This window comes from Paenalcaligenes sp. Me131 (genome assembly GCF_050487225.1).
GTDB lineage: Bacteria > Pseudomonadota > Gammaproteobacteria > Burkholderiales > Burkholderiaceae_B > Paenalcaligenes.
The window spans coordinates 589,152-603,584 of the sequence record NZ_JBKQGY010000002.1; the positions used below are offsets into that span (position 1 = coordinate 589,152).

The following is a 14,433-nucleotide window of genomic DNA, read 5'->3' on the forward strand; positions in this document are numbered from 1 at the left end:
CTCTCCAAAAGTAGTAAAGCAATCTGAAAAATGCCGCTGTACGACGCCAAGGCCCTACGTTAACAACCCGCTACACCTTGCCCCCAACGGCCTTAAGCCATCTGGTTGATCGTGCTTCTGAAGCGTCGTAACGACAGCAAAAACAGCACAATCCCAATTGCTAACAGGGCTACAAATGCAGGCCACACTACGGCAAGCCCTGCGCCGCGAAAAAGAATGGCCTGTCCAATTTCCACAAAGTGCGTAGTGGGAGCCACCAACATGATTTTCTGCACCAGCAAGGGCATACTTTCACGCGGCGTCATCCCCCCCGACAACATTTGCAGCGGTAATAAAATCAACACCAGCAGCAAACCAAACTGCGGCATACTGCGCGCCAAGGTCGCTAAGTAAATACCTAACGAAGTCATGGCAAACACACATAAGGCTGCACCACAGAGGAACAACGCTATAGAACCCTCTATAGGTACCTTCAACAGCCCCTGCACCACCAGCATCAAGGAGGTAAAGGTGGCGAACACCACCACCAGCCCCATGGACCAAATCTTGGACACCATGATCTCTCCTGGTGTGACCGGCATGACCAGCAAATGTTCAATCGTGCCGTGCTCGCGCTCACGGATGAGTGCTGCCCCGGTCAGAATGATGGACAGCATCGTGACCGAGTTAATCACCTCTACAATGCTACCAAACCAACTGCGCTCAAGCGTGGGGTTAAAACGCTGACGAATTTCCAGATTAATAGGCAGCGCCTGAGTTGCGCGGTAACGCTGCACAAACTCCTGCACCTCGCCGTTCACAATTTGCTGGATGTAGTTATTACCCGTAAATGCTTGACTCATACGCGTCGCATCCACGTTCAACTGCACATCAGGGCTACGCCCTGCCAACACATCACGCTGAAAACCCGGAGGGATATTCAGCACAAAGGTGTAATCCCCTCTATCCATACCCGCATCCATATCACTTAGCGTAATACGTTGTGGTGTGGTGAACTGCGGTGGATAAAATGCCGAACTAATACGTGTGGATAACGGAGATTCGTCTTCATCCACGATGGCAATCACGGCATTATGCAAGGTCTCAGGCATGGCCGTAGCACTGGTGTACACCGACACGCTGAAGATATACACAATCAACAGCAATAGCATGGGGTCACGCCACAAGCTCCACAGCTCTTTACGTCCCAGCAGAAAGATATTGCGTAACTGTCGCATCTCAATGCTCCTGCTTACGTAGTAACAGCACCGACAACCCGATAATCACCGGTACCGAAATCAACAACGGCACAAAGGTAGTGGCCAAATCATGCAGGTTCAACCCCTTGCCAAACACCCCGCGACTGATAATGAACATGTAGGTGGCAGGATAAATATCCCCCACCAAACGCCCTACCCCTTCTAGCGAAGACACTGGGTTCAGCATGCCTGCAAACTGCACGGCGGGAATCAAGGTACCAATCAGCGCCAAAAACAAGGCCGCGATCTGACTACGAGTAATGGCTGATGCCAACAGCCCCATCCCTGTGGAAATGATGGTGAACAGCAAGGCCGCCAAGAACAGCGTCACAAAACTACCTTTCATCGGCACACCAAACACCGTCACCGCCAACAAGCACATGCACAGGAAGTTCATCAATGCCAACAACACGTAGGGAATCTGCTTACCTAGCAAGAACTCCAAACGGGTGACCGGTGTCACGTACAGGTTAATGATGGCACCCAATTCTTTCTCGCGTACTACCGCCAACGCCGTCAACATGGCGGGGAACATCAACAGCAGCAACGGAATCACAACGGGCACCATAGCGGGCAAACTGCGTACATCGGGGTTATAGCGATAACGCGACTCTATGCCTGCTGGGAGCGTGAAATCCATTCCTGCTTGCTGAGCCTGATCCAACAACCAGTGCTGATGTATACCTTGCACATAGCCTTGGATCGTTTCTGCACGCGTAGGCATCGCACCGTCTACCCACACCCCTATTTCTGCATTCTGACCACGTTTCACGCTCTGCCCAAAACCCGGCGGAATCTCAATGGCCAGGGATAGCTCGCCACTGCGCATGCGCTGATCTAGTTCATCGTAATCTTGTATAGGCGGTTGTTCTATGAAGTAGCGCGACCCAGCCAAACTCAAGGTGTAGTTCTGACTGATGGACGATTGATCCCTGTCTAACACCCCATAGCGTAAGTCTTCTACGTCTAGGCTAATCCCGTAGCCCATGATGAACATCATGATGAGCGAACCCGCCAACGCCAAGGTAGCCCGTATAGGATCACGTTGCAGTTCTAAAGCTTCACGCCAGGTATAGCTCAACAACCGCTGCAGGCTAAAACGTTTCTGCTTATGTGGTGTAGCAGCAGGTTCGGCCACGGCTTCGTGTAGTGCTTCGGCCTCACTAGGCTTGCTCTCCATGGACTCACCACTGGCTTCCAGCAAGTAGCCTATAAAAGCTTCTTCCAGTGTCGCAGCACCGCGTTTTTCTACCAGTTTGGCTGGCGCATCACTGTCCAGCACTTTACCAGCGTGCATCATGGACATACGGTCACAACGCGCCGCTTCGTTCATAAAGTGCGTAGAAATAAAGATAGTGACTTTATCTCTACGTGACAGCTCTACCAATAACCGCCAAAAGCCATCCCTCGCCACAGGGTCCACACCCGACGTAGGCTCATCCAGAATCAAGAGTTCTGGCTTGTGCACCATTGCCACCGCCAACGACAGACGCTGACGTATACCCAACGGCAAACTAGACGGTAGGCTGTGTCGAACTTGGCTTAAATCAAAACGCTGCACCATTTCATCAATGCGTTCATCCAGTTCCGCTTCTGGAACATGGAACAATTGCGCATGCAGCACCAAGTTTTGTTCTACCGTCAGTTCGCTATACAGCGAGAAGGCCTGAGACATGTAGCCAACGCGACGGCGCGTATCCAAATCATGGGGATCCACCTCGTGGCCAAACAACCACGCTTGACCTCGTGTTGCCGGTAACAAACCCGTCAACATCTTCATGGTGGTGGATTTACCGCAGCCGTTCGAGCCCAAGAAACCAAAAATTTCGCCCCGGCGGATGCGGAAAGACACGCTATCTACCGCGACAAAGCTACCAAAACACATGGTGAGGTCTTCGGCCTCAATAGCGATATCGTCATCGTCCACCTCTAACGGCGGAATGACCACTGGCGCGTGGCCTTGCTTTTTGGACTCTGGCAGCAACTCAATAAAAGCTTCTTCCAGATTATTTTTTCCAGTGCGCTCGAAAAACTCCTCAGGCGTACCCGTGGCCAGAACCTGACCATCGTCCATCGCGACCAACCAGTCAAAGCGCTGCGCTTCATCCATGTAGGCAGTCGCCACAATCACGCTCATGCTGGGGCGGTCTACGCGAATACTGTCAATCAGATCCCAGAACTGCGCACGCGCCAATGGGTCTACACCGGTGGTGGGCTCATCCAAAATAAGGAAGTCTGGGTCGTGAATCAACGCACAACACAAGCCCAACTTTTGCTTCATCCCACCCGATAACTTACCTGCAGGACGCGACAAAAACGGGAGTAGACCGGTGGCGGCAGTCAGCTCATCAATACGGCGTCTACGCTCGGCAGCATCGTGACCGAACAATCGACCAAAGAACTGCAGGTTTTCTTCTACCGATAGTGTGAAGTACAGGTTTTTACCCAGGCCCTGAGGCATGTAGGCAATATTCGGGCAGACGTTATCACGGTGTTCTTTGCTGGCCATATCACCGCCCAGCACATCGATACGCCCTTTTTGAATCGCCCGTGCGCCCGCCAGCAACGACAGTAAGCTTGACTTACCCACCCCGTCAGGACCCAGCAACCCTACCATGCACCCAGCAGGAATATCTAGACTCAATCCCTGCAGGGCTACCGTTTCACCGTAGTGTTGCCATACATCCCGAACCTGGGCAACCACAGCCGGGCTACCTTGTTCAGCCATGGCTTACTCCGTAACTGAAACGACGTTGGATAACGAAGCAGGCCACGACGCGTCAGCGTCCAGCTTGATCCACGCTACACCTGGCAAGCCCACTTTGACTTGCTCCATGTATTTACGCAGCAACTCAGGAGAGATGTGTGCTCGCACGCGGAACATCAGTTTTTGACGTTCATTCGCCGTTTCTACCGTTTTAGGGGTGAACTGCGCATTGCTTGCTACAAACGACACTTTGGCCGGAATCACTAGGTGTGGTGCGGCATCCAATACAATACGCACGTCTGTACCAATAGCCACTCTACCTGCTACCGACTCAGGCAAGAAGAAGGTCATGTACACGTCTTCTAAGTCCAACAGATTCAGTACTTTACCGCCTGCACCTAGCACTTCACCTGGCTGAGCAATACGGAACTGCACGCGACCTGCTCGTGGAGCCTTCAATTCGCTGTCGCGTAAGTCAGCATCAATACGAGCAATGGTGGCTTCGGCAGCTTTCACCGTAGACTGCGCACCAATCAGTTGCGCTTTGGCCGCTTCTACCGCTGCATCAGACGAAGCTGCTTGTGCTTTGGTCGCTGCCAACACGGCTTCTGCGCCACGTACTCGTGCACGGTCATCATCCAGCTCTTGCACCGAGGCAGCGCCTTCTCTGGATAAGGTACGTGAACGTGCCAATCGGCGTTGTGCGGCGTCTAGCTCGGCTTCACGTTGAGCAATCAATGCCCGTGCAGCCAATACATCACTTTCACGCAGTCGTACTTGTGCTTGCGCCGCAGCCACACCGTGCTCAGCTTGTTGATAACTGGCTACCGCTTCGTCTCGCTGGGCAATCAACACATCTACTTGCATGGACGCCAACGGTTGATCTTTGGTCACGAAGTCACCTTCGCGTACCACAATACTTTCAATACGGCCGCCTAGCTTGGCTGCCACATCCACTTCGGTAGCTTCAATACGCCCATTGCCCTTGACAAACGCATCGCCTAGCCCATCATCGTTGTACCATTCCCAGCCCTTCCAGAGCAGGCCCAGAACAATCAAAACACCAGCTACCACCACAATTTTTTTCTTCATTGTGCATTACTCTCTTTGACTCGCAACATACTCAGAGGCAGGCGCTGCCTTAGCCTCTTCCTTGGACTGCTGTGTGCCACCACCTAAAGCGGCATATAACCCTACCTGACTGGCTAACAGCTCGTAACGTACTTGCACCAATTGCTGACCTGCTGCCAACAAATCGCGCTCGGCATCTAAAACCTCTAGGTACGCAGCCGAACCATTGTCGTAACGTAACTGAGCCAACCGTGCTCGCTCAGCTTGGGCTTGTTCAGCTTTACGCTGAATAATCAGTTGTTCACTTAACCAATACTGAGCAGACAACGCATCAGACACTTCTCTAAAAGCGGTCTGAATCGTTTTCTCGTATTCTGCCACTTGCATGGAATGTCGTACCTCGGCTATATCAAGGTTTGCTTGTCTACGCCCTGTATCGAAGATCGGTAATGAGATCACTGGCACAAATGTCCACGCTCTACTGCCGGATGAAAACAAATCATCTAACTCAGCACTCGCCGTACCCAAGCTGGAGGTCAGTGCAATGCGTGGCAAGAAAGCGGCACGCGCAGCACCAATATCAGCATTCGCAGCGCGTAGTTGGTGCTCTGCCGCCATGATGTCAGGACGACTCAGCAATAAATCAGATGGCAACCCGGGGGTGAGAGCCACCATGGCATTTTGTGTGTCTAAAGGCGGCAAAGATTCTGGCAAACTGATGTCTGTACCCACCAATTGATACAGTGCATGCCACTGTGCAGCACGCGCTTGTTGCAAGCTCACATGCAATGCCTGTGCTTGATGCAACAAGGTTTCTACTTGTGTGAGGTCTAGGCGTGATGTCGCGCCTTCTTCATAGCGGCGCTTAAAAATCCTATACGATTTCTCGCGTGTTTCCACTGTGCGGCGTGCTAACGCCTCGCGCTCATCCAAACCACGTAACTGGAAATAGCCGTCCGCTACTTGCGAGATTAGTGCCACACGCACAGCTTGTTGTGCGGCTTCTGTCGCTAACCAACGTTGTAATGCTGCATCTTTTAGGTTGCGTACCCGCCCCCAAAGATCAATTTCCCAACTATTAAAGCCCACCTCGGCACGGTACTCACTGCCTACGCGTGACTGCCCAGTTGGTGATAGATCTGCTGGCACACGCCCACGAGCCCCTTGCCCGCCCACGTTTACCGTTGGTAGCTGATCTGCACGTTGTATGCGAAAAGCAGCTTGTGCCTCTTCCATACGCAAGATAGCTAACCGTAAATCACGGTTATTTTCCAATGCAACCTGAATGAGCTGTTGCAGTTGAGGGTCGGTAAAGTAGCTTTGCCAAGGTAAACTAGCGGCTACCGAGGCGTTTAGATTCTGATCAGACTTTGTGTCTACAGGCCACTGAGCGGGTATGGGAGACGGCGGGGATTCATAGTCAGGAGCCAATGACATGCACCCACTGAGAGCCAAAGCGGCCAATACCACTATAGGTCGTTGCAGCCATTTCGCAGTGCCCGTACTCAACACAGGCTTTATTGTGTAAACCATGCTCTGTTTCACAGTATGAAAAGATTTGATAGAATAAAACGTCCGGTCGGTTGTTTTGTATTATACAGAAGTTCAGCATTATTATGATTACCAGCCACCATCCTTGTACGCCCAACCCTGATTCCTGTGCCACGACGTCTACAGAAGAGACTAAAGACACAGAGAAAAAGCCACGTCGGCGTTATCTACCTGCTGCTAAACGCAAGCAGGAAATTTTGGATGCTGCCCTCACTGAGTTCGCCAGCAATGGGTACTCTAGTACCACCATGGAAAGTATTGCGGCTACGGCCAAGATATCCAAGGCAGGTATTTACGCCCATTACCGCAGCAAGGAAGAAATCTTCCAAGCGCTGATGATGACGGTGCTTACGCCTGTTAAGCCTGTGGATTCCTCATGGATGCCAGAACACGAAAACCCTTCGGTAGAAGAAATCGTGGATGCTTTCCTAGCGCAGCAATATGACAAGCTGGAAGACCCAGCGGTACTGACTACCTTTAGATTGCTGATCTCTGAAAGTGTGCGTGTGCCCGAGTTGATTCAGCACTGGCACTCCCACGTCATCGATAGACGGGTACAACGCGATCAATTGATTGTGGATGAGTGTGTACGTCGTGGCTTGCTACGCAAAAGCCCGATTACCGACAACTTTTTCTTGGCTGCAGCACCGTCCCTACAATGGGTCATTTTGGCTGTGCTGTTTAATGATACAGATACCGACAGGTTGCATAACCTACGTCATGCACACCGCGAACTGTTATTAGAACTGTTGCGACCTTTAGCCGTTTAAGGCTGTTGGCGCTGCAGGATCTCGTTAATCCCACCAATCACACGCTGTACCGAACCTTTATGCTGCTGCACCCAGTGCAGCCCAGCATCGGACATGCTTTCCAGCTTGTGTCGGTCTTCGAGTAGTTCCATCGCCTGTTTGACTGCCGTAGCGGCGTTCGCTGCCCGCAACGCGGCACCTTCCAAGATGGCGTCAGTCACCGCTTGCTCAAAATTGCGCGTATGGGAACCCACGATCACCGGTACACCCAACGCGCATGCTTCGATGAAGTTTTGCCCACCCAAGGGTGCAAAACTACCCGCCACAATCGCCACTTGAGCTTGTGCGTAATACCAAGGCATTTCACCCAGGCTATCGCCTAAGACCACATCGGCCTCTTTACACATGGCGATGGCCGAGCTGCAACCATCACCCGCTTTCAACAAATCGGTACGACGACACACATTCAAACTTTGGCCAGTTAATAAGCCAAAGGCTGACTCAAAACGTTGGGGGTGGCGTGGAATTACGTAGAACAACGTACGCTGAGCAGGATCCAAGTCCATTTGCTGCTCTTTGCGTATTTGACGAGTAAGTTCAGGCACGAACATCTCATCTTCACCCTCGCGGGTACTGGCTACCAACACCACACGTCTGCCTACACTGCTCGCAAAACTGCGGCCACGTTTGACTTGCTCTTCTGACAACTGCACATCAAATTTGAAGTTGCCTGATACCCGTACCGCATGACCACCCGCCTGCTCTAAGCGCTGCGCGTCGTTCAAGGTTTGCGCATAAATCTCGGTAAAACGTGAATACGCAACGCGCATCATGCTGCCTATACGCAAACTTTGACGCAATGACTGATCTGAAAAACGTGCACTCGCCAAGACTACCGGTAAACGCGCTTTACTCGCCGCGTACATCAAGTTTGGCCACACCTCGCGCTCAATCATGACGGCAATGGCAGGTTGATAATGACGTATAAATCGCTTGCAAGCACCGGGAAAATCGTAAGGCAGCCACTGTTGAAACAATCGCCCTTCTTCGATTTCCTGAGCAAACATGCGCTCACCCTCGGCCCTACCGGTGTAGGTCAGATGTGTGAGCAAAATAATGTGGCCCTGCTTAAGCAACGCCGCAACCAGCGGTTGCGCGGCTCGGATCTCGCCTAGGCTCACCGCATGAATCCAAATAGGTTTAGATTGCCAGTGCGGCCCACGGTAATAGCCAAATCGCTTAGCGCCCAGAATATCCCAACGACCACCGACTCGCCGCGCCCTCAACCCCATCCACGCTAACAGTAATGGGGAAAACAAACGCAGCAGAAGGGTATAAAAGAAACGATTCACGTTTAGCCGTCGTCTTAGATCATGGCTTGCAACAAGCCATCGGCTCCAGTCAGCGAGTCGTGTCTGGGTGAGCTCAATGCTTGATTGATAGCACTTAACACCGTTTCTGCAGAAGGCTCTCTGCCTCGTTCACCCAAGCTAGCGGTGTAGGCAGCGCCTTCCAACGGTGTACGCACAGGAGTAGAAGCTTTGTAGATACCAATAGTAGGCCTACCCAAGCCCGCCGATAAGTGCGTTAACCCACTGTCTAAACCCACCATCAGCGTCGCACCGGCCAATTGATCAGCTACTTCAGACAAGGCCATACGCGGCATTACTTGCGCGTCAGACCTGCCTTTAATTAAGGCTTCGGCGCGTGCGCTTTCTGCAGGGCTACCTGCTAATAAGCGCAACGATAAACCTCGGTTTTGTAGATCATCAAATACGCGCAACCAATTCGCTGGTGCCCACAGTTTGTCGTCTCGGCTGGCGGACGGCATGATGATGGCGTAGGGCTGTACGGGTACGCGATCACTGATTGCTTGCAAGCCAAAATCAGGAGCACCATCGTACTGATAACCAAACGTAGCTGCGGCCAAGGTACGTTGACGTATAACGGCAGGCTGCCAGAATTCAACGCGGTGCTTCACATCGTAAAACAAGGAAGCCAAGGGTTCACGTGCAGATTTCCAATCCAGCCCATGACGCACGCCTGTAGTTTGACGCACCAGCCATATCGATTTCATCAGTGCCTGCATATCCAGCACGATGTCATACTTTTTGCTGGCTAATTGTTGCTTCAACTGCTGACGCTCAGCGCGTACTTGGGCTGACCACCACCCTTTACGCCAACGGCGATGTGCCACTGTGATGACGTTACGCACAGCCGGATGCCAAGCAGGGATTTCGGCAAACGCCTCTTCCGCTACCCAGTCAATACGAGCGTCTGGCACATGCCTAGCTATGTCAGAGATAGCAGGCAGCATATGCACTAAGTCGCCTAGCGAGGAAGTGCGTACGATTAGAATTTCACAGGTCATCTTTGCATTATAGCGTAGGGGAAATGCGGCGATTCAACGTCCATGCATTTCTTTTTTTCACCATTTTTTCATCTTTTACAACATTCCTTACTCTTTTTGCTAGGACCTCAGACAAGGTGTAGCAAACAAGGGATAATCATTTACATAAATAATAATTTCCACGACGAGACACCGCAGGAATCGCTTCATGGCTGCACCCAATCCCATCTTTGGCATTTTGCTTTTGATTCTTTCCTCTTGGTCGCTTTCAGGCCTTGATGCCAGTGGAAAGTGGATCATGGGGGCTGGCGCCTCGCTAGTCTTGCTGTGCTGGGTACGTTATACCGTGCACTTAGGGCTGATTTTGATGATCACCCTACCCTCTAAGGGCCTATCTGTCTTGCGTATACGCTACCCAGGATTACAGATGCTGCGTGGTACGGTCGCCTTGGTGGGGACCTTCACCTTCTTCACCGCCCTTCATTACCTGCCACAAGCCGAAGCAACAGCCATTAATTTCCTGTCGCCCTTACTCATGCTAGCCGTAGCACCGTGGGTCTTAAAAGAGCCTATGCGCATTTCCCGCTGGGTTGCTGCTGCGACGGGTTTTGCCGGGGTGTTGATTATCATTCGACCCAGTTCAGGCTTAGATATGGTGGGCGTAGCGTGGGGGCTGACTACCGCCTGTCTATTCGCTGTGCAGCATATAGTGACGCGTAAGCTTGCACTGGATGATGCGTTTAGCACCTTAATCTGGGGGGGCATTACCGGCTCTGTGCTCAGTGCAGTGTTAGTGCCTTTTCATTGGCAAGACATCAGCGGCATTTTGGCGGGCTTTGACCTCACCCAATGGCTGATTTTGCTCTCTACGGGTTTCTGGGGTGGGCTAGGTCACTTGCTACAAATACAGGCCTATCAACGCGCCCCCGCCTCAATGCTGGCACCGTTTTTATACTTACAGATTGTGAGCGCCGCCACCTTAGGTTGGTTGGTATGGGGACACTTCCCTGATGCACTAACGTGGTTGGGTATCGCCATTATTTGCAGCAGCGGCATTGTGATTGGCATTATGGAATGGCGTCGCCAAGCACACGGTTAACGCTACACGCTGCCGTTTATAGATAATGCCGCACGACCAGTTCAGGTAATGGCTCTGGGTAATCCCAGAACGCCTGATCTAGCTCGTACATGCGGTCGTTATCTTCCTCAGTGATCAACACCGGTAAATCGCTCAGCGACACAGCGGCATCCGTTTGCCCGTATGGTTCCACAAGTGCATACATTTGCTGCACGATATGCAGCATATCGCTAGAGCCAATCGCCTCTAATGCCCCTATAGCTATCAGACAGTTTTCTTCGCCCCAATTACAAAAAAACTGCAAAAAACCGCCATTATTCACGTCAGCCTCTAAACGCCACAACGCGACTAGTTCCTGATCGCGTGGAGTGAGTCGGCTGATATCCCACTCGTTATCTGCCATTTTCTTCATGGCCGCCTCGTACAACGGGTCTTGCAATAGATCCCACACCGACACCATGCCCGTAGGAAAAGGCTTCCACAGTTGCGGCCAATTCACGCCATAACCGTCTTCGGTCAGCTCCCACCCTGTGCGCTCTGCGGGCGAGGCTTTCTCTACCCGTATATAGCGTTGTATAGGTGTACTGAGCGTACTCCCATTATGCAGATTCAACACAATGTCGCTTTCTGTAATCTGAACCTCTGCAATGCTGTACGCGTCCATACTTATTCCTATTGCGGTATCCATACGCGGTTGGGTAGTACCTTGATTATAAAACGCCGCACACCTACTCCCCATTGAATGTAACCATAGCGTCTATTTTCTCTGGCAGAGTACGAGGCTTCACCACAAGGACGGGTAACAGGGTGCTGAAGGTAACTGCATAGGTCTACACGCCACACAATAAAAAAACAGCCCGTTAAACGGGCTGTTTTTATACAGGTCTATGCACTTACGCTCTGGACCAACCTTGCACAAAGCTGCTCACTGGCTGACGTTTGCTACCCGGACGCTGAAGTTCGGTAATACGTAAAATGCCCTCTGATGTGGCCACATCAATACCTTCTGCTGTGACATCCACAATCTGACCAGGTTCCGCACCGTTAGTCGCGGCAGGCAATGCTTGAGCACGCCACACTTTAACTAAACCCTCTATACCATCCAAGGTCATGGTAGAGCCCAACATAGGATCAAACGCGCGTATACGACGCTCCAACGCCACGGCAGATTGCGTGAAATCCAACGGCGCTTCGGTTTTCAGCAGTTTTTCGGCATAGGTCACACCTGCCTCAGGCTGCTTCACCGCGGTAGGTGCAGTGCCATCAGCAAGTTGCTGCAGTATTTCTACAATGCAGTCCGCCCCCATATGGGTAAGCTCGTCTTGCAAGCTCGCGCCAGAATGATCGGGGCGTATATCCATCGCACGCACCAGCAACATATCGCCAGTATCTAGCCCAGCATCCATTTGCATGATGGTGATACCAGTTTGCGCATCACCCACTTCTATCGCACGCTGAATAGGTGCCGCACCACGCCAACGCGGCAGCAAGCTCGCATGAATGTTTAAACACCCATACTTAGGTAAATCCAACACCCACTGCGGCAAGATCAAGCCATAAGCCGCCACGACCATAACGTCGGGTTGAACGGCTTGCAACGTACGTAAGGCCGCCTCGGCATCTTCGGGGTATTTACCATCCAAACGTAAGCTTTGCGGCTGGGCGACGTCTATGCCGTGCGCCAACGCCGCCTCTTTCACAGGGCTAGGACGCAGTTTCATACCGCGCCCGGAAGGACGATCAGGCTGCGTCATCACAAGGGGAACCTCGTGACCTGCAGCCAAAATTGTCTCTAGCGCCTGACGCGCAAACTCGGGGGTGCCCGCAAATACAACGCGCATACTGATTTATACCTTCTCGGCTTCGCGTTTCTGTTTGCGTAGACGGGTACGAATGCGGTCTTGCTTCAAGTTAGACAAATATTCCACGAACACCTTGCCCAGCAAGTGATCCAGTTCGTGCTGCACACACACCGCCAGTAAACCATCGGCATCGAACTCGTAGCTTTCGCCTTTTTCGTTCAAGGCACGTACGCGCACTTGAGCAGCACGTTCTACTTTGTCGTAGACACCGGGCACAGACAAGCACCCTTCTTCGTACACACGACCTTCGTCGCTGCTCCAGATGATTTCGGGGTTGATCAGTACGTGTAAGTCATTACCCTCTTCGGATACGTCAATGACTACCACGCGCTCGTGCACGTCTACTTGGGTCGCAGCCAAGCCCACGCCGGGAGCATCGTACATGGTTTCAGCCATGTCCTTCACCAATTGGCGAATGCGATCATCCACTTGCGCAACAGGTTTTGCCACGGTATGCAAACGAGCATCAGGATATTGGAGTATAGGAAGTAAAGCCATTTAGTCGGTACACAAAACGATACTTAAAAAGGTATTTTAAGCCATCATGCGTGATGTAGACAGCCATTGCGTAGGTAACAGGCGCTACATCCTTACAAATACATGGATAATGGCAACACTTATGGCCGTTTTTTGTGCTGATTCCATGGCACACTTCGCTACATGATGCCCACCACCGATCTTTCTAATTCCGAACTGTATTACTGGCTACGGCTAAGTTTTGAGCCGGCCATAGGCCCGGCACAAACACGTGCCTTGCTGGCCCATTTTGGACTGCCGCCCGATATTTACAGCCAACCCGTGGGTATGCTGAGCAAACTATTGCCCAGCAATCTGGCTGCACAGTTAAAAGCATCGCCCAGTGCTGAAATCGAAGCACACATTCAACAAGCCTTGAAATGGTCTACTACCGAACCCAATCACATCATCACCTTGGCTGACCCCGATTACCCACAAGCCTTGTTGGAAAGCCATGATCCACCACTGTTGATCTATGCCAAGGGCAACAAGCATTTGCTGAACGTGCCTAGCTTCGCCATTGTGGGGGCTAGAAGTGCCACGCAAGCGGGCAATGAAAATGCCTACGCCTTTGCAAAACATTTAACCGAGTTGGGCTGGAGCATTATCAGTGGTTTGGCAAGCGGCATTGATGCCGCCGCACACGCCGGCAGTTTGGATGCGGCTAATCCACATGCCAGTACCGTCGCCGTATTAGGTACGGGGTTAGACATCATTTACCCTGCCCGCAACCGTGATTTGGCGCATCGCATTGCCCAACATGGGCTGCTGATCAGTGAGTTCCCTCTGGGTACACGGGCGCTGCACTACCATTTCCCGCAACGAAATCGCATTGTGGCGGGGCTAGCCGCTGGCGTCTTAGTGGTAGAAGCTGCCTTAAAAAGCGGCTCATTAATCACCGCCAGACAAGCCCTAGATATAGGCCGAGAAGTCTTTGCTATCCCCGGCTCTATACACTCCCCCTTAGCTAGGGGCTGCCACCAGTTAATACGCCAAGGCGCAAAGTTGGTGGAGTCTGCCGAACACATACAAGAAGAAATCGCGCATAAAAACCCTAGCCTGTCTCAATACGCCATGCCGGTTAAACCTCGCACTCCGGCTCCTGCTTTGCCCTCGGCACAGCAGCAGATTCTGGAAGTAATGGGCTTTGACCCCATCAGCCCGGAAACCATCCAGCAACGTACCAATATGGATTTGGCCACGCTCGCCACCCATTTACTGGAACTAGAGCTGGCAGGTAATATTGCCCTGTCGCAAAGCGGACATTACCAACGTATTACCGCTGATTAAATCCACCCACACCGTTTTAGT

12 protein-coding genes are annotated in these 14,433 nt (G+C 52.0%); 3 read left to right on the forward strand and 9 right to left on the reverse strand.

Annotated features, from left to right (window positions below; genetic code table 11):
* Window positions 1–92: 92 nt before the first annotated feature.
* From ACLPHM_RS10865 to ACLPHM_RS10880, 4 genes are read right to left on the reverse strand one after another with little or no spacing between them, the layout of a single operon-like run.
* Window positions 93–1,217, reverse strand: coding sequence for an ABC-2 transporter permease (locus ACLPHM_RS10865; RefSeq protein ID WP_430221249.1), 1,125 nt, complete (start codon window positions 1,215–1,217; stop codon window positions 93–95).
* 1 nt (window position 1,218) lies between these two features.
* On the reverse strand, window positions 1,219–3,966 hold the full coding sequence (gene rbbA, locus ACLPHM_RS10870; RefSeq protein WP_430221250.1) for a ribosome-associated ATPase/putative transporter RbbA: 2,748 nt from the start codon (window positions 3,964–3,966) through the stop codon (window positions 1,219–1,221).
* 3 nt (window positions 3,967–3,969) lie between these two features.
* The gene (locus tag ACLPHM_RS10875; protein WP_430221251.1) at window positions 3,970–5,037 is read right to left on the reverse strand and encodes an HlyD family secretion protein; all 1,068 of its coding nucleotides are present in this window, start codon (window positions 5,035–5,037) and stop codon (window positions 3,970–3,972) included.
* Window positions 5,038–5,043: 6 nt separating this feature from the next.
* Window positions 5,044–6,549, reverse strand: a complete 1,506-nt coding sequence (locus ACLPHM_RS10880) for an efflux transporter outer membrane subunit (protein WP_430221252.1) — start codon at window positions 6,547–6,549, stop codon at window positions 5,044–5,046.
* Window positions 6,550–6,632: 83 nt separating this feature from the next.
* On the opposite strand from ACLPHM_RS10880, the gene ACLPHM_RS10885 reads away from it, so the two are divergent.
* Window positions 6,633–7,337, forward strand: coding sequence for a TetR/AcrR family transcriptional regulator (locus tag ACLPHM_RS10885; protein ID WP_430221253.1), 705 nt, complete (start codon window positions 6,633–6,635; stop codon window positions 7,335–7,337).
* On the opposite strand, the gene ACLPHM_RS10890 is transcribed toward ACLPHM_RS10885, so the two are convergent.
* Window positions 7,334–8,668 carry a 3-deoxy-D-manno-octulosonic acid transferase gene (locus tag ACLPHM_RS10890; RefSeq protein WP_430221254.1) on the reverse strand — a complete coding sequence of 445 codons (1,335 nt, stop codon included), beginning with the start codon at window positions 8,666–8,668 and terminating at the stop codon, window positions 7,334–7,336. The genes ACLPHM_RS10885 and ACLPHM_RS10890 overlap by 4 nt on opposite strands.
* Window positions 8,669–8,682: 14 nt before the next feature.
* On the reverse strand, window positions 8,683–9,687 hold the full coding sequence (gene waaC / locus ACLPHM_RS10895; RefSeq protein ID WP_430221255.1) for a lipopolysaccharide heptosyltransferase I: 1,005 nt from the start codon (window positions 9,685–9,687) through the stop codon (window positions 8,683–8,685).
* A 187-nt stretch (window positions 9,688–9,874) separates the two neighbouring features.
* Between waaC and ACLPHM_RS10900 the strand changes: the two genes are divergently transcribed.
* Window positions 9,875–10,765 (forward strand): DMT family transporter, encoded by an 891-nt coding sequence (locus tag ACLPHM_RS10900; RefSeq protein WP_430221256.1) that lies wholly within the window; start codon window positions 9,875–9,877, stop codon window positions 10,763–10,765.
* 16 nt (window positions 10,766–10,781) lie between these two features.
* Here the strand turns inward: ACLPHM_RS10900 and ACLPHM_RS10905 are convergent, their stop codons facing one another.
* The 3 genes from ACLPHM_RS10905 to def all read right to left on the reverse strand — a co-directional run bounded on the left by ACLPHM_RS10905 (window position 10,782) and on the right by def (window position 13,104).
* Window positions 10,782–11,408: a DMP19 family protein gene (locus ACLPHM_RS10905; protein WP_430221257.1), complete on the reverse strand. Its 627-nt coding sequence runs from the start codon at window positions 11,406–11,408 to the stop codon at window positions 10,782–10,784.
* 229 nt (window positions 11,409–11,637) lie between these two features.
* Window positions 11,638–12,585, reverse strand: coding sequence for a methionyl-tRNA formyltransferase (gene fmt, locus ACLPHM_RS10910; protein ID WP_430221258.1), 948 nt, complete (start codon window positions 12,583–12,585; stop codon window positions 11,638–11,640).
* A gap of 6 nt (window positions 12,586–12,591) precedes the next feature.
* Window positions 12,592–13,104: a peptide deformylase gene (def, locus tag ACLPHM_RS10915; protein WP_430221259.1), complete on the reverse strand. Its 513-nt coding sequence runs from the start codon at window positions 13,102–13,104 to the stop codon at window positions 12,592–12,594.
* Window positions 13,105–13,269: 165 nt separating this feature from the next.
* Here def and dprA point away from each other — a divergent pair, with 165 nt between their 5' ends.
* Complete coding sequence (dprA, locus tag ACLPHM_RS10920; protein ID WP_430221397.1) at window positions 13,270–14,412, forward strand: DNA-processing protein DprA; 1,143 nt, start codon at window positions 13,270–13,272, stop codon at window positions 14,410–14,412.
* Window positions 14,413–14,433: the final 21 nt, after the last annotated feature.